Source organism: Arthrobacter sp. ISL-95 (assembly GCF_018613695.1).
Classification (GTDB): Bacteria; Actinomycetota; Actinomycetes; order Actinomycetales; family Micrococcaceae; genus Arthrobacter.
This window is the reverse complement of sequence record NZ_JAGGPR010000005.1, coordinates 552,994-567,805: the sequence shown is the minus strand read 5'-3', so window position 1 is coordinate 567,805 and position 14,812 is coordinate 552,994. Positions and strand designations below refer to the sequence as shown.

Annotated in this window: 17 protein-coding genes; 9 read left to right on the top strand and 8 right to left on the bottom strand. The window is 62.2% G+C overall.

Going from position 1 to position 14,812, the window contains the following annotated elements; translation table 11 throughout:
• Positions 1–13: 13 nt before the first annotated feature.
• Positions 14–1,045: a pirin family protein gene (locus J7I86_RS08865; RefSeq protein WP_214819067.1), complete on the top strand. Its 1,032-nt coding sequence runs from the start codon at positions 14–16 to the stop codon at positions 1,043–1,045.
• 14 nt (positions 1,046–1,059) lie between these two features.
• Here J7I86_RS08865 and J7I86_RS08860 read toward each other — a convergent pair whose 3' ends face one another.
• Complete coding sequence (locus J7I86_RS08860; protein WP_214819066.1) at positions 1,060–1,995, bottom strand: BadF/BadG/BcrA/BcrD ATPase family protein; 936 nt, start codon at positions 1,993–1,995, stop codon at positions 1,060–1,062.
• Positions 1,996–2,036: 41 nt separating this feature from the next.
• On the opposite strand from J7I86_RS08860, the gene J7I86_RS08855 reads away from it, so the two are divergent.
• Positions 2,037–3,068, top strand: a complete 1,032-nt coding sequence (locus tag J7I86_RS08855; protein WP_214819065.1) for a nitronate monooxygenase — start codon at positions 2,037–2,039, stop codon at positions 3,066–3,068.
• On the opposite strand, the gene J7I86_RS08850 is transcribed toward J7I86_RS08855, so the two are convergent.
• Positions 3,043–4,017 carry a LysR family transcriptional regulator gene (locus J7I86_RS08850; RefSeq protein WP_214819064.1) on the bottom strand — a complete coding sequence of 325 codons (975 nt, stop codon included), beginning with the start codon at positions 4,015–4,017 and terminating at the stop codon, positions 3,043–3,045. The two genes, J7I86_RS08855 and J7I86_RS08850, sit on opposite strands and share 26 nt — an antisense overlap.
• A 92-nt stretch (positions 4,018–4,109) precedes the next feature.
• On the opposite strand from J7I86_RS08850, the gene J7I86_RS08845 reads away from it, so the two are divergent.
• From J7I86_RS08845 to J7I86_RS08835, 3 genes are read left to right on the top strand one after another with little or no spacing between them, the layout of a single operon-like run.
• Positions 4,110–5,339, top strand: a complete 1,230-nt coding sequence (locus J7I86_RS08845; protein ID WP_214819063.1) for an MFS transporter — start codon at positions 4,110–4,112, stop codon at positions 5,337–5,339.
• 30 nt (positions 5,340–5,369) lie between these two features.
• Positions 5,370–6,011, top strand: a complete 642-nt coding sequence (locus J7I86_RS08840) for a TMEM175 family protein (RefSeq protein WP_214819062.1) — start codon at positions 5,370–5,372, stop codon at positions 6,009–6,011.
• 54 nt (positions 6,012–6,065) lie between these two features.
• Complete coding sequence (locus J7I86_RS08835) at positions 6,066–6,572, top strand: Lrp/AsnC family transcriptional regulator (protein ID WP_011775479.1); 507 nt, start codon at positions 6,066–6,068, stop codon at positions 6,570–6,572.
• 22 nt (positions 6,573–6,594) lie between these two features.
• Here the strand turns inward: J7I86_RS08835 and J7I86_RS08830 are convergent, their stop codons facing one another.
• On the bottom strand, positions 6,595–7,830 hold the full coding sequence (locus J7I86_RS08830) for an MFS transporter (RefSeq protein ID WP_214819061.1): 1,236 nt from the start codon (positions 7,828–7,830) through the stop codon (positions 6,595–6,597).
• A gap of 172 nt (positions 7,831–8,002) precedes the next feature.
• Between J7I86_RS08830 and J7I86_RS08825 the strand changes: the two genes are divergently transcribed.
• The 4 genes from J7I86_RS08825 to zapE are packed head-to-tail and all read left to right on the top strand — an operon-like array spanning position 8,003 to position 11,114.
• A complete protein-coding gene (locus J7I86_RS08825) occupies positions 8,003–8,518 on the top strand; it encodes an Lrp/AsnC family transcriptional regulator (protein WP_214819060.1) in 516 nt (171 codons plus the stop codon).
• A gap of 19 nt (positions 8,519–8,537) precedes the next feature.
• Positions 8,538–8,963 carry a DUF1761 domain-containing protein gene (locus J7I86_RS08820; RefSeq protein ID WP_214819059.1) on the top strand — a complete coding sequence of 142 codons (426 nt, stop codon included), beginning with the start codon at positions 8,538–8,540 and terminating at the stop codon, positions 8,961–8,963.
• A 10-nt stretch (positions 8,964–8,973) separates the two neighbouring features.
• On the top strand, positions 8,974–9,969 hold the full coding sequence (gene corA, locus J7I86_RS08815) for a magnesium/cobalt transporter CorA (RefSeq protein WP_214819058.1): 996 nt from the start codon (positions 8,974–8,976) through the stop codon (positions 9,967–9,969).
• 38 nt (positions 9,970–10,007) lie between these two features.
• Complete coding sequence (zapE, locus tag J7I86_RS08810) at positions 10,008–11,114, top strand: cell division protein ZapE (RefSeq protein ID WP_309476694.1); 1,107 nt, start codon at positions 10,008–10,010, stop codon at positions 11,112–11,114.
• Positions 11,115–11,156: 42 nt separating this feature from the next.
• Here the strand turns inward: zapE and J7I86_RS08805 are convergent, their stop codons facing one another.
• The 5 genes from J7I86_RS08805 to J7I86_RS08785 form a co-directional block, all read right to left on the bottom strand.
• A complete protein-coding gene (locus J7I86_RS08805) occupies positions 11,157–11,687 on the bottom strand; it encodes a ferritin (protein ID WP_214819057.1) in 531 nt (176 codons plus the stop codon).
• A gap of 70 nt (positions 11,688–11,757) precedes the next feature.
• The gene (gene crcB / locus J7I86_RS08800) at positions 11,758–12,129 is read right to left on the bottom strand and encodes a fluoride efflux transporter CrcB (RefSeq protein ID WP_214819056.1); all 372 of its coding nucleotides are present in this window, start codon (positions 12,127–12,129) and stop codon (positions 11,758–11,760) included.
• Positions 12,126–12,512 (bottom strand): CrcB family protein, encoded by a 387-nt coding sequence (locus tag J7I86_RS08795; protein WP_309476693.1) that lies wholly within the window; start codon positions 12,510–12,512, stop codon positions 12,126–12,128. Before J7I86_RS08795 ends, crcB begins: the two co-directional genes overlap by 4 nt.
• Before the next feature lie 43 nt (positions 12,513–12,555).
• Positions 12,556–13,077 carry a universal stress protein gene (locus J7I86_RS08790; RefSeq protein WP_214819055.1) on the bottom strand — a complete coding sequence of 174 codons (522 nt, stop codon included), beginning with the start codon at positions 13,075–13,077 and terminating at the stop codon, positions 12,556–12,558.
• Positions 13,078–13,105: 28 nt separating this feature from the next.
• Positions 13,106–14,809: an AarF/ABC1/UbiB kinase family protein gene (locus J7I86_RS08785; RefSeq protein ID WP_214819054.1), complete on the bottom strand. Its 1,704-nt coding sequence runs from the start codon at positions 14,807–14,809 to the stop codon at positions 13,106–13,108.
• Between the last annotated feature and the right edge of the window lie 3 nt (positions 14,810–14,812).

Genomic DNA, 14,812 nt, shown 5'->3' with positions numbered 1-14,812 from the left:
AGGTGATGATCGCATGACCAATCTTGATACTTCCCCCTCACAGGAAGTCTGCCCCGCGGCACCGGAAGGTCAAGGTCCCTGCGTTCAGCTGTGGCCCGAGCGCGAGGTTCCTTTGGGTGGCGTGCGTGCCATGAACGTGATGAGGACACTGCCCCAGCGGGGACTCCCCACCGTGGGCGCGTGGTGTTTCCTGGACAGCTTCGGTCCGGACCGGGTGGCCATGAGCGTACTCCCCCACCCGCACTGCGGGCTCCAAATCGTCACCTGGCCCATGGAAGGCTCCGTCCGGCACCGCGACAGCGTGGGCAGCGATGTTGTAGTCCAGCCGGGCGAGCTGAACATCATGACCGCAGGTCACGGCATATCCCACTCCGAGTTCTCTGTCCTCGCGGCCGGCACCGAAGGCGGGTCTGGTGCCCTGGTGGAAGAAATTCCCATCTCCCGCGGACTCCAGCTGTGGGTGGCACTACCCGATGAGCACCGGCACCGTACGCCGTCCTTTGAGCAGGTGAAGGACCTGCCGGTGGCCGTGGGCAAAGGCTTCAGGGCCACCGTGATGGTGGGAGAATTCGCCGGCCAACGCTCCCCCGCCACCATGTTCAGCCCCATTGTTGGAGCGGACATCACCGGTACAGGATCCTTGGAGCTGCCGTTGCGGCCGGACTTTGAGCATGCCGTGCTGGTCCTTGATGGGCACCTGGTGATCGATGACCAGGAAATCCAGGCCGGTCCGCTGGCCTACCTGGGCGCGGGCAGATCCAGCCTTGCCGTCCAAGCGCAGACGGAAACCCGCTTCATGCTTCTCGGCGGCGAACCATTCGGCGAAGACCTGCTCATGTGGTGGAACTTTGTGGGCAGAACGCATGAGGAAGTGGAAAAGGCACGCGAGGAATGGGAAGCCGAAGGAGTGCTCGACGACGCCGCTGCCGCCACCTCACGCTTCGGCTTCGTTCCCGGCCACGGTCCGGACGCAGGACCGGAAGCCGGCCGCATTCCCGCCCCGCCCCTGCCGGGCGTGAAGCTGCGCCCACGGACCCGCGGCTAAGTTCCCTTAAGGCTCTAGGCCTGCTGCTCAGCAACGAGCCGTGGGACACCGAACACGGGATCCTGCTGAAGAATGCGAACATCACTGATGCCGCTTTCGGCCAGCTTGGCTTTGAACGCTTCCTGAAGCTGCGGGACGTTCATTCCGAGTCCGCTTCCGAGGATCACCGGACCGTCCAGGCCCAGTTGGCGGACGGCCTGTTCGGCAAGGTCAGCGAGGTCGCGACCCGCTTGCTTCACTAATGCCATGCTGGTTTTGTCGCCGGCGTTGGCCGCTTCCACTACCAACCGAGCCTGCTGCGCCCAATAGCGGCGGCCGGTATCCGGCGAATGGAACAGTGCTATGAGCTTGCCGGGTTCTTCCACACCGACGGAGTCCAAGAGTGCACGGCTGAGTTGATCCGGCTCCAGGCCTTGGTTCATCCTGCGCAAGCTGTGGCGGACTGCCTCGCGCCCCAGCCAGTAGCCGCTCCCTTCATCACCCAAGAGGTAGCCCCAGCCACCCGCCCGGGCTTCCTCGCCGGCGTCGTTCTTTCCCCAAGCCGCCGAGCCGGTGCCGGCGATGACCGCGACGCCCGTACTCGCTCCACCGGCTGCCAACAGCAGGCGTGAATCGTGAACCACGGTGATGCGCGCACCCGGCGCATGGGGTGCGATGAGGTCAGCGAGCGCTTGGGCGTCCTCGTCGGTATCGATCCCACCGGCACCGGCGTACACGTGATCGATGTGGCCGCCGCCGATCTTCCCGAACAGCTCGCTAAGGTTCGCTGCGGCCTGCTCTCGGCTGACGTTCTGCACATTGGAGCTGCCTGCGCTTTCGTCACGGACCGTCGATCCGTTGTGGAACCGCACGCCGTGGGTTTTGGTGCCGCCGATGTCGAGCCCTATGACGGTGCCGCTCACGGTCACCGGGTGGGCGTGGGAATGCTGGGCGGAGTCGGGATTGTTCACCGTGAAAGACTAGCTTGGAGCGCGAAGAGGAGAAACTGCACATGCTTGATTCCCTGTTTGGTACACCGTTTATTGCAGCCCCCATGGCGGGGGGAACATCCACGCCGGCGTTGGTGAAGGCAGTTCATGAGGGTGGTGGGCTGGGGTTCATAGCCGCCGGGTACAAAAGCCCCGAAGCCATGACTGCCGAGATCGCTGCCACCCGGCGACTCAACATACCGTTTGGCATGAACGTGTTCGTACCGGACCCGCATCAGCTGCCGCCAAGCCCTGAAGAACGAGCACGCATTGAGGCGTACCGGGCAGCATTGGAACCCGAGGCTGCCCGCTACCGCGTCACGATTCCTCCACTTCGACTCGATGACGACGACGCGTGGCAGGACAAGATCGACGCCCTGCTGGAAGACCCCGTGGAGTTTGTAAGCTTCGCTTTTGGCCTGCCGGGAAAGCCGGTGGTCGATGCCCTGCGCAAGGCCGGCAGCCGGGTCATTTCCAGTGTTACCACTGTGGAAGAAGCCCTTGCCGCTGCAGAGGAAGGTCCTGACGCTATCGCGGTGCAGCACAGTTCCGCGGGCGGCCACACGGCAGCGTTCCTTCCCGCCCAGCGCGGACAAGCAGCCCGTACGACGGCGGAGCTGGTGGCCCAGGTGCGTGCCGCCGTCGGACTTCCGCTCATTGCGGCAGGCGCCATTGCGGACAACACCGTCCTGCGTGAAGTCCTGGCAGCGGGTGCGGTAGCCGCACAGGTGGGTACCGCTTTGGTTCGCACGGAAGAGAGTGGTGCACGGAAGCCTCACAAGGACGCGCTGGGCGATCCGGCATTTTCGGAGACGGCTATGACCCGGGCTTTCACGGGACGATGGGCACGTTCCCTGGTGAACGAGTTCGTCCAGGAGCACCGGGACGCGCCGGGAGGCTATCCGGCAATTCACCATCTCACCAGCCCTATCCGGGCGGCAGCATCTGCAGTTGGAGATCCGCATCGCCTCAACTTATGGGCCGGGACGGGCTGGCAGCGGGCCCGTGAAGGATCAGCGACGGACGTGGTCAGGGAGTTCCTGAACGGGCTCTGACAAGTTCGGCCAGCAATTTCCCGCCCTCACTGGCCACGAGCTCGCGGAAAACCCTGACGGCGTCCGGCTCGAAGCTTCGCTCCCGCCAGGCAATACCGATCTGCCGGAACGCCAGATCCGATTCGATGGCTACTTCCACGAGTCCGAGTTCGGCCTCCGGAAGGAACTGACCTGTCCCTGAACCCGGTCCTGCCGGCGGCAGGATGCTGAACCCCAGCCCGGCGGAGACCAGGCCGCGGGCCGAGGTGGACTCCTGGACTTCAAAGGCAATGCGGGGACGGAATCCGGCTTCCCGCAGCAGCGCCTCCCCCAGCGCCCGCAGCCCTACTCCTTCGGGGAGGGTGATGTAAGGCTCGTGCTTAAGCTCGGAGAGCTTCACACTGGACCGTTCCGCCAAGGGATGCCGGTAGTGCAGCACTGCACGCAGTGGTTCGCGGTAAAGCGGCATGGCGTGAATACCCCGTCCTTCCGGAGCTATGGGTGCTGTCAGGGCGAAATCCATGCCTCCCTTGGCCAGTTGCTTCAGACAATCATCCCGTGGCCCCTGCCAGAGTTCAAAAACAGTGTGGGGGTGGCGGCCCCGGAAGGCGCTGATGAGCAGGGGCAGCGTCGCTTCACCGAAGGTGTGTTGGAAGGAGACCCCGATGCGCCCCCGGACCACGTCCGACTCGAGCCGCACCCTGTCCAACCCTGCTTGAAAATCCTGCAGAGCTGCCTCGATGTAAGGCAGCAGCGTCCTTGCTGCAGGGGTCAGGCGGATCCCACGGCCGTCCCGGATCAGGAGGTCCATTCCCACGATGGCGCTTGCCCTTGCCACAGCCCGGCTCACCGTTGACTGTGGAACGCCGAGGATCTCAGCGGTTTCAGTCATGTGCTCCGTGCGGCCAAGCTCCGCTAGGACGGGCAGCAAAGGGAGAAGCTGAACGAGTTGCTGATGATCCGGTCCCACTGCATTCCTTCGCCCTAATTCATGCATGAATGCATCAATCCTAAATGACCTATGCATTGGAATGAGGAGTTGCTCCGTCCTAATCTGGCTCGGTGAGCAAAGCAACTTCCTTGGCCGGCACCGAATCCTGGGACGGGCACGCCAAAGGGTCCCACGGCTACAGCCGAGTCCTGGCCGCTTTGGCCCTTGCCGGCGTAGCGACTTTCGCCCAGTTGTACTCCACTCAGGCCGTGCTTCCACTCATGGCAGCTGACCTGCAGATCACTGCAGCCGAAGCCGCGTTGAGCATTTCCCTCGCCACTGTTGGCTTGGCTGCCACCGTCCTTCCATGGTCTTTCCTGGCTGACCGGATAGGCCGGGTCCGCGCCATGGCCATTGGCATCGCCGTCGCCACCCTATTGGGATTACTGGTGCCTCTTGCACCCACCGTGCCCGTGTTGTTGGGACTGCGGACCTTGGAAGGCATGGCCTTGGGCGGCATCCCCGCAATCGCCATCGCATATCTCAACGAGGAAGTCACTAAAGTCCACACAGCCCTGGCAGCCGGCACTTACGTTGCCGGAACCACCTTGGGCGGATTGGCCGGACGCTTGGTGGCCGGGCCCGTTGGAGAATTGTGGGGATGGCGTGCCGCAGCCCTGGCGGTGTCCCTGCTGGCCACGGTCTCAGCTGTGTTGTTCCTGGTGCTTGTTCCCAAGCAGCGTCGGTTCAGTCCTGCCCCTGCCATGGGATTTCGCGGAGCCCTACGGACCCTGGGCGGACACTCCAGCAACCCCAAACTGTTGTCGCTGTACCTGCAGGCGTTCCTACTCATGGGTGGCTTCGTTGCCGTCTATAACTACCTCGGTTTCCGTTTGCACGCAGAACCCTTTGGGCTTCCTGCCACCGTTGTCAGCCTCATTTTCCTGGCGTACTTATCCGGAACGGTCAGTTCACGCTGGGCCGCTGGACTGACCACCCGGTTTGGTCGGCGGAACGTCCTGGTGGCAGGCATCACCATCATGTCGGCAGGTTTGGCCATGACACTGGTGGAGAACCTGGCAGCTACCCTGGCCGGGCTGGTGATCTTTACCGGCGGCTTCTTCGCCGCCCATAGCGTCGGTTCAGGGTGGACCGGAGCCATAGCAACAACGGGCCGCGCGCAAGCAGCATCCCTGTACAACCTGTCTTACTACCTGGGTTCCAGCATCATCGGTTGGGCTGGCGGCCTCGCTTTTCAGGCATTTGGCTGGCCGGCTCTGGCGTTGAGCGTGATCGCGCTGTCATGCACGACGGCGGCAGTCACCTTGATAGTTCACCGCTCACCGCGCCACCCCCGCTGATTTCGTCGGGCTGCCCCTACAATCGGAGGCATGACACAGGTCACGAAAAGCCGGGAGCTGTCGTCGCCGGAGCGTTTGCAGGCGTTTACGGATGCCGTGGTGGCGATTGCTTTGACGTTGTTGATCTTGCCGCTCATGGAAAGCGTGGGAGAACTTGCTGACCACGACGGTACTACGGCTGAGTGGTTGGCGGAGGAACAGTACGCCTTGCTCGGCTTTGTCCTCAGCTTCATCCTCATCGCAGTGTTTTGGGTGCACCACCACAAGCTTTTTCGCAGCGTCAAGCAGGTTGACCCGGGGTTGCTGTGGTTGACGGTGGCATGGATGTTCACCATTGTGGTGATGCCCGTGGCCACATCACTCTCCACCCAAATGAAGTCCGACTGGGCCCAGCCCCTCGTCTACATAGGAACCCTGTTCGCCACCAGCCTGATGCTTCTCCTGGCCCGCATCTATCTCCGGTCCCACCCTGACCTCCACGACATGGCTGACGATGACGCCGTTATGGGCATTCGCGCGAGTTGGATCGTTTCCGGGCTCTTCCTGGCAGCCCTCGTTCTGGCCGTGTTCATTCCCGGCGCAGGAAATTGGCCCCTGCTGTTGATGCTCCTGAGTGAACCGCTCCAACGATTGGACCGGCGACGAGGCCGTGGCTCGTCCTCGAGACGATAGTCACCTGAAGAATTGACCGACTAAGATGGATGAAAGGCAATTTCAGGAGGATCCGTGAGCAACCCCACGAAGAATGTTCGGTCAAGCACGGGCAGTGCAGAGCCGTTGGACGCGATCGATGAACGGATTCTCGCAGCGTTGGTGGACGACGCCCGCATATCCAACAAGCAATTGGCTGAACTTGTGGGGATCGCCCCTTCCACGGCCCTCATGCGCACCAGAGCGCTTTCCGAACGCGGAATCATTGAGGGTTTTGAAGCAGTCTTGAGCCTGCCGGCTATCGGCCGCTCTGTTCAGGCCCTCATCGCTGTACGCCTTCGTGCCCATGACCGTGACCAGATTGACCGCTTTACGGCGCGGGTTCCCAAGCTACCGGCGGTCATTTCCACGTTCCACACCACCGGCTCTGTGGACTATCTTCTCCACATTGCCGTCGCCAACACGGACGACCTCCGCAACTGGCTGTTGGACAACCTCGCCACCGACCCCGTCGTCGGTCACACGGAGACCACCATGGTCTTCCAGCACATTCCCGGCAACCGGGGACCGTTGCCCGAATAAACCTCAGGAACCCGGTGCACCTCTAAGCGGATATGGCGCCCCGGAGGGACACTGCGGCAAGCGTCAGGGCCGCTACGCCGCACAAAGCAGTGAAGATCACGACGGCTGTCTGCAGGCCGAGTGCCGTGACGGCCAGTCCCAGCCCGAGCACCGGAACAGCACTGCCCAGGTAGGTGATGACATACACGGTGCTGATCACTTGGGCGTGCCGTGCGGCTTCCACCTTTCCCGCTACCTCGTTGAAGACCTGCCGGAAGGCGATCCCTTGGCCTGCCCCGGCCGTAATGCTGGCAGCCACCAGCAACCATGGGCTGGACCATGCTGCCGCGGCTCCCACCAGAACCACCGAGACGCCCAGCACGCCGAGTGACACAGGTACAACGAAGCGGCCGCGGGCACCCAGCAGTTGGCTCAGGGCTGAGGCGCCCAAAGTGACGCCGGCAAGCAAGCCGATCAGGGGCCTGGAATCGGCGTGGACAACGCTGGCGAAATAGCCCGGTGCCAAGGACAGGCAGAAACCGAATACCGCGAAACTGAGGAACCCGGTGGCGGCAGCCATCCAGAATGCTCCGCGCGCATCACGGGAGATGGACGGTTTCCGCGGGGCGAGGACCTTGAGCGGCTTGGGCCCTGCCGCCGGGGCGATGGCAGGCCTGGCTTTGAGAAGCCACAGTGGAATAAGGGTTGCTATCAACACCGCCGAATGGACGTAGTACGGGGTGCGCGTGGGGTCCGGCAAAAGCGACAAGAGGCCACCGATTGCGGGACCTGCGGCAACACCTCCGGCTGAGGATAGCAGCGTAAAGCGGGAGGCCCAGTCCGGCCGCTGGGGAAGCAGTTCGCGCAGCGCCGCTGAGCTGGCTCCCGTGGCAAGTCCCACAGCTACGCCCTGCAGCGCCCTACCCAGGGACAACGTGACAAGCGAGTCTGCGTTCGCGAAAATTACTCCGCCTATCAAACCGACGAGCACAGCCAGTACCAGTGCTGCCCTCCGCCCAATATGGTCCGACCAATGCCCTGCCACCATGAGAACCGCCACCAAGGCAAGGACGTAGCTGGAGAAGGCAACAGTGACGCCCAGTGAGGACATGCCCAGCCTGGCTTGGAGCAAGGGATACAACGGCGTGGCGAGGTTGGCGCCTACCAGCAGCGTAAAGATCACAACCCCGGCCAGGACCAGCCTGGCAGTGGTGGAGGCATCCCATCCCCAGCGCTCGGCGGTAGCCGGACGCATGCGGAGTTCGCTCAAGACAGTCATTTCATTGCCTTCGGGCTCGGTGGCCGGGCTGCAGGTTTCCTTGTGGGAAGCGCAACCCGCTAACTATTGATGGCAACAGAATGCAATAGTGCTGATCTCAAAGAGCTATGGGGATGTAAGAATTGAGCAAAATACTCAAAGTACTGCGAGCCAAGTGAGTTGGAGTGAGCATTTGAACACCCTTGACCCCATGGACCTGAAGATCCTCTTGGAACTCGTCAAGGATCCCCGGATCCAGATCGCCGAATTGAGCGACGCCCTGGGCATAGCGCGCAACACGGCTCAAAGCAGGGTCAAGCGCCTTCTCCGGTCCGGGGTGCTCCATGCCGCCGGGCGGGAAGTGGACCTCGAAAAGGTGGGATACGACGTCGTCGCCTTCGTCACGATTGAAGTCACCCACCGGGAACTCGACGGCGTTATTGGCGCCTTGCGCCTGATTCCCCAGGTGTTGGAGGTCCACGAAATTTCCGGTCGCGGTGACCTGTGGTGCCGGGTAGTAGCTACGGACACCCACAACCTGCAGTCAGCGTTGCGCTCCGTGCTCCGCACCAAGGGAGTCATCAGGACCGAAACTGTGTTGGCACTGCACACCCATATCCCCTACCGCACTGAGCCGCTCATCGGCAGGATGGCGGCAACTCCAACACGGTCCCGGCAGGAGGGCCGAAGCGCAGGGCCCGAGGCCTGAACGCACTAGGCTTTTAGGCATGGATTGGCTCTCACACATCTCCCAGATCAACTGGCTCGCCGTACTTCTGGCTTTCGTTTCAAGCATGGTGATCGGTTTCGTTTGGTACATGCCTGCCGTTCTTGGCCGCAGGTGGATGCAGGCGATCGGGAAAACCGAAGAAGACCTCAAGAACATCGAAGGCGGAGCAGCAATCTGGGTTCCCATGATGGTGGCTGCGGCCGTGACCAGTATTCTCCTCGCTGTTCTCATCAGCGCCCTGGACCTCAATACCTTTGTTGCCGGTGGATTGTTCGCACTGATCCTTGCCCTGGTATTCCGTGCCGGGGGCCATGTCATCCACAACGGTTTCGCCGGGCGACCATTGACAGTAACCGTCATCGACTCCGGCCACGACCTCCTGGCAATGACCATCGCGGGCGCCATCATCGGAGCCATGCAGTAGCGTTCAATCAGTGACCATCATCGATAACGCCGTATATGTAGACGGCGTCCGCACTGCCACCCCGCATAACCTCGAGCAGACGTTTGAGATGCTCTCCGAACACGGCGGCATGGCTTGGATTGGACTGTATCGTCCTACCAACGACGAGATGGCCGCCGTTGCCCAGGAATTCGGGCTCCACGGTCTTGCCGTGGAGGACGCCGTCTCGGCGCACCAGCGGCCCAAGCTGGAGCGCTACGACCACAACCTGTTCACGGTCCTCCGGCCGGCCCGGTACCTGGACGACACCGAAACAGTGGAGTTCGGCGAGCTCCACGTCTTCACCGGACCGAACTTTGTGGTGACCATCCGGCATGCCGAAACCGGTGGCGTGGCTCGGGTGCGCAAGCGACTCGAGGAACGCCCCGATCTCCTCCGCCATGGTCCGGAGGCAGTGCTCTACGCCCTCCTGGACCAAGTGGTGGACGACTACGCTCCAGTGGTTGCAGGCCTGGAAAACGATATTGACGAGATTGAAGACCAGCTCTTCAGCGGCGACAGCGCAGTATCACGCCGGATCTATGAACTCGCCCGTGAAGTGATCCAGTTTCAAAGGGCCATCCACCCCCTGCCCGAAATGATGGTGCTGCTGGAGAACGGTTTCGAAAAGTACGGCGTGGACATCGAGCTCCAGCGCTCCCTCCGCGACGTCGAGGACCACGTCCAGCGGGTGATCTCACGGGCCAACTCCTTCAGGGACCTCCTCCAGAATGCGCTCACCCTTGATGGCACGCTGACGGCCAACCGCCAAAACGAGGCCAGCGCCGCGCAAAACGAGCAGGTCAAGAAGATCTCGTCCTGGGCTGCCATCCTCTTTGCACCGTCCTTCGTGGCGGGCGTCTACGGGATGAACTTTGACCATATGCCTGAACTGCATTGGGACTTCGGTTATCCCCTTGCGGTGGGACTCATGTTCGGCGCTGCCTTGCTCATGTACGTCATCTTCAAACGCAAAGGCTGGCTGTGACGCCTTCCTTGGGACGTCCCCGAGGACAGCGGGATACCGTGAGGAGCTTGCTTGAGGGCATGACGCACGACGCCGTTCGGTCCGGTTTTGAGCTTGAACCCAGTCAGCGGGAAGCAGCTGAGCGGTTGGCAACCTTTGGCGCCCAGGTAACCGGCCGCCGTCGGGCGCTTCACCGAAAGCCGCCACGAAGCCTCTACCTTCACGGACCTGTAGGCCGCGGAAAAACGTGGCTGATGGACAGTTTCTCCGCAAGGCTTGAGGCACGGAAACGCCGCGTCCACTTCCACGATTTTTTCCGCAGTCTTCATGGCGGCACCCAGGGCTTGGAGTCCGGCAACGGCACGGCCATCCAGCAGTCGGTGGGTGCCTTGCTGGATGGTGTTGACGTGTTGTTCTTTGACGAGTTCCATGTCCACGACATCGGCGATGGCATGTTCATCTCCCGCCTGCTCCGGACCGCAGCGCAACGCCGCGTTTCCTTGGTGGTCACCTCCAATTACGCGCCGGACGACTTACTGCCCAACCCCCTCTGGCATGACCATTTCCTGCCCACCATCGAGGCCATCAAGGACATGATGGATGTGGTGGAGATTTACGGCGCCTCGGATTTTCGTCGCTACCCAGCGGCAGGAACCCACCCTGCCACCGGTACCGTGGCATTCCGATCAGGACGCATCATCTCCCCCGGCACACGCGGACAATTGGGACGTCTGGGCCTCTTCCGACCAACGTCATCCCAAGGCCGTGTTTTGCAGCCGACCACCCAGCCGATCGTGGTCAAGAACTCCGACCCGGACCTTCTGTGGGTGGGTTTTGAGGAACTGTGCGGTGGCTTGACCTCGACGTCGGACTTCCTGGCCTTGGCCGAAACGTTCAGGACGTGGGTCATTGACGACGTCCCTTCCCCAACTGAAGGTGATGCTGCATCCGCGCCGGCCTGGCAGCGGTTCAGCAACGTAGTTGATGTGCTCTACGACCAGGACATCACCTTGTTCCTGATCGGCGCCGGGCCTCTCGACTGGGACGTTGAAGCGAGCGGAAGCGTTCTACCCGTGGATCTGGCACGCATCGCCAGCCGTTTGTCCCTGCTGAGCCGTTCCCATCCGGACGAAACACCGGAACGCGAAGAGACCGCTGGAAGCTAAGCTTCCAGCGGCCTCTTGACCCGGGTGCGCTGAGGCGAGCAGTTAGATGACGCCGCCGGCAGCCGTGGGGGCACTGGCATCGTTTCCGCCGTCGCCTACTGTTTCGCGGGCTACGTAGTTCTCGATGTCGAAGAGGTTCTCGGCACGTTCGGTGATGTTCAGCAGAGTGGTCATGGAGGCAACTTCCTCAACCTGCTCCTTCAGGAACCACAGCATGAACTGCTCACCCAGGGCGTCGCCTTCGGCACGGGCAACGCGGAACATCTCCTCAATGTTGCGGGTGACTTCCTTTTCCTGCTCCAAGGCGAGCGCGATGGGTTCCTTGGCGTTGGTGAAGTTATTGCGAACAGGGGCGATGCCCGGAATCTCCACGTGTACGTTGCGGTCCAGCATGTACTGGACCATCATCATGGCGTGGTTGCGCTCTTCGAGGGACTGGCGATAGAAGTGACGGGCCAGCTGCGGCAAGTCTTCGCCATCAAAGTACACAGCTACAGCGATGTATTGCTGGGAGGCCGCAAATTCATTGGCAACCTGGGCGGACAACAGCTCATTGAAAGTCTTCTTAGCCATGGCTCGATCCTACAGGCGGGCCAGAACACTTTTGTTGGTGAGCCTGGCCACTACTCCGGGAAGCAGCAGGTCAGGGCATCAGCAGGCTGAGCCCCATTCCGGCCGCGGCAGAAAGAACGCTTGCCGCCATGGATCCCAATCCGTTGATGAGCGCCAGCCCCGTCCTGCCACTTTGGACCAGTCGTATGGTCTCCAAGCTCGCCGTACTGAACGTTGTATATCCGCCCAGGAAGCCTGTCCCGAGGACCAGGAAGAGGGATTCGGGCGCATGGCCCCTCATCACCAGTCCGGCAAGGAACCCCAGAGCGAACGAACCCGTGACATTGATGAGGATGGTTCCCCAGGGCAGAGCGGTCTTGAGGCGCTGCCTGATCAAACCGTCCACCATGAACCTGACCGCCGCGCCGACTCCTCCGGCCAGCGCAAGGATAATGACCGTCACGACACAGGCCTTGTACCGCGCCGGTGCTGCCAGGCACCCAACCAGATGCCTGCAATAGTGGCTGCGGCTCCGCCGAACAAGCTCGCAGCAAGGTACCCGGCAGCTCCTGCCGCCGCATCCACCGTGAACAGGTGGACCGCATCCAGAGCCAAAGTGCTGTACGTCGTATAGGCACCCAGGAACCCCGTCCCCAAGGCCAGCCGCAGCACTCGGCGACTACCGACGTCGGGCCCTCTGCGGGAGAGCCCTTCCAGCAAGGCCCCCAATGCCAGTGCGCCTGACAAGTTGATGACCAAGGTAGGTAGCGGCCAGGCATCCGGCGCTGGTATCACCAGTCCAAAGCTGTACCGGGCGAGCGCGCCGAACACGCCCCCGGCCGTCACGATGCCGATGAAACCCCAGTGAAGATGAATTGGCCTTTTTGCCTTAATCGTCGTCATCATCTTCCGGGACCCGGGGGTTCACCGGGACTACGAGGATCGGCAGGTCCTGGCGATGGAAAAGACGCCGGGCCACGGACCCTGCCGTCAGGTCTTTGAGCGCGGCGGTGAGCTTGTGTTCTCGCGTTCCTACCACGATCATGGAGGCGCCGATGCTCCCGGCCTCGCGGGCCAGGGCGTGCGCGGGCTCACCCGCGAGTGGCACGACGGACCATTCAACGTCCATGCCAGCCAGTTGTTCGCCAAGGCTCGTCTTCAGTGCGTCCGGGATTCCTTGGGCACCGTCAACGCCATCCGGGTCGATGGGAGCGGCCGGCCCTCCGGTTGTTCCATCCACGGGATACACCGTGGCATCGGCATATGCGCAAACAAGCGGGAGGCCCGCACGAGCGGCAACCTGCGCTGCCTGCTCCACGACGACGGGCTGCTGCCCGGGCATCACTCCTACCAGGATGGGGCCGGACATCTTGCCGGAGGCCTCGGAATTGGGTGCGGGGGTCTCAGTCACAGCGTAATTCTACGACGACGGAGGTAACTCATTGAGTGCCGCGTCCGGGCAAGAGACCGTAGAGCAGCGGAACCACCGACGCGATCATCACCGCATTGCCGAGCACCAAGTCCTCGGCTCGAATCACAGAACCAGCCACCAGCAGTGCTGCGAAGATCACTGCAGCTACTGCTCGCCGGGCCAAGACGATGAGCCGGGACATTTGCCGTTCCAGACGACGGTTGGACACTTGGAGCGTCCCGTCCTCGAACCGGGTAACCAGCCCGTCCAGCCGTTTGGGCAAGCGCAAGGCGACCGCGGCGGCGTCGAGTGCCTGCCCCGCGACATCAGAGACAAGGTTGCCGCGCTCATCCCGCAGCAGCTGTGCTGCGTACGGTTCCACCGAGTCCCACAGGTTGAACCGCGTATCCAGCGAACTACACACGCCGGATGTCAGTGACATGGCGCGGATGATAAGCAGGAAATTCTCCGGCAACTGGAATGGAAGCGACCTGATGACGTTGCCGAACTCCGCACCGAAATCACGGAACTCCCGTGGGTCCACTTCGCGAAGTTCGGCAAAGCCCATGCCGCCAAAGCGTGCGAAGAGCTGCGTCATGGCCCGCTCCAACTCGGCCGTGTCAGCCGAAGGCATGAGGACGCCGACATCGCTGATAGCGACCACGAGTCCCTTTCCATCCCGCGAGGCGGCCGCGATCAGGAGCTTGCGCAATCCACTTCTGGTCTTCGCCGGAACCTCGCCCATCATGCCGAAATCGATGAACGTGAGCTTCCACGGCCGTTCCGCTGAACTCGAATCGGGTGTGACAAAGATATTGCCCGGGTGCGGATCGGCGTGGAAGAAACCCTTGGTAAACAATTGGTCAAACATTACGGAGGCGAAAACGGGGGCAACCGACGCCGGATCAATCCCGGCCATTCGAAGCGACTCGGCATCCGTGATCTTGATTGCGGTGACATCTTCCAAAGTGAGAACCCGGCGTGTGGTCCGTTCCCAGACCACGCCCGGCACCGTCACCCGGTGGTCGTCCACGAAGTCAGCTGCAAAACGCTCTGAATATGCGGCCTCGTTGAGGTAATCGATCTCCTCAAGACTGGTCTGCGCAAACTCCTTGATCAAGGCGGGTACATCGGCACGGTTTGAGACAATACGGATACGGCTCAGCCAGCCTCCCACGCGTCGCAAAGCGGCCAGATCGACGTCCACGATCGTGTCGATGCCCGGCCTTTGCACTTTGAAAACAACGCTACTGAGGCCCGTGTCCTCGGCATTGCCGGGGAGCAGCTTAGCCCGGTGCGCCTGCCCGAGGGATGCCGCGGCTATGGGCACCTCCTCCATCGAAGCGAACACGGATTCCAAGGGAGCTCCCAACTCCGCCTCGGCGAGAGCCCTGATGGCAGGGAACGGAACCGGCGGTACCTCGTCCTGGAGGCCCTCGAGTTCAGCCGTGATCTCAGGCGGAAGCACGTCAAGCCTGGAGGACATGAACTGGCCCACCTTGATCATCAAGCCGCCAAGCTCCACCGCGAGGCCGTGGAAGCGTCGCGCGAAACGCCGCAACCTTAGGGCGCGGTTGCGTTCGGTCAGTCTTCGCAGACCCACACGAGGCAGGAACAACTCGAACCACCAGGTCACCAGCAAGTGCCACGCCGCAAACCTGAGGATTCGTCGATAGCGGGCACGGGCTTCCCCGGCCATGGGATCCGTCCGGTCGCGTCGAGGCGACGTCACTCC

Bases quoted from the DNA above. Each gene is read 5' to 3' on its own strand.
- J7I86_RS08865 (WP_214819067.1), top strand. From the start codon at position 14: ATGACCAATCTTGATACTTCCCCCTCACAGGAAGTCTGCCCCGCGGCA.
- J7I86_RS08855 (WP_214819065.1), top strand. From the start codon at position 2,037: ATGCTTGATTCCCTGTTTGGTACACCGTTTATTGCAGCCCCCATGGCG.
- J7I86_RS08840 (WP_214819062.1), top strand. From the start codon at position 5,370: ATGACACAGGTCACGAAAAGCCGGGAGCTGTCGTCGCCGGAGCGTTTG.
- J7I86_RS08830 (WP_214819061.1), bottom strand. From the start codon at position 7,830: ATGACTGTCTTGAGCGAACTCCGCATGCGTCCGGCTACCGCCGAGCGC.
- J7I86_RS08820 (WP_214819059.1), top strand. From the start codon at position 8,538: ATGGATTGGCTCTCACACATCTCCCAGATCAACTGGCTCGCCGTACTT.
- J7I86_RS08805 (WP_214819057.1), bottom strand. From the start codon at position 11,687: ATGGCTAAGAAGACTTTCAATGAGCTGTTGTCCGCCCAGGTTGCCAAT.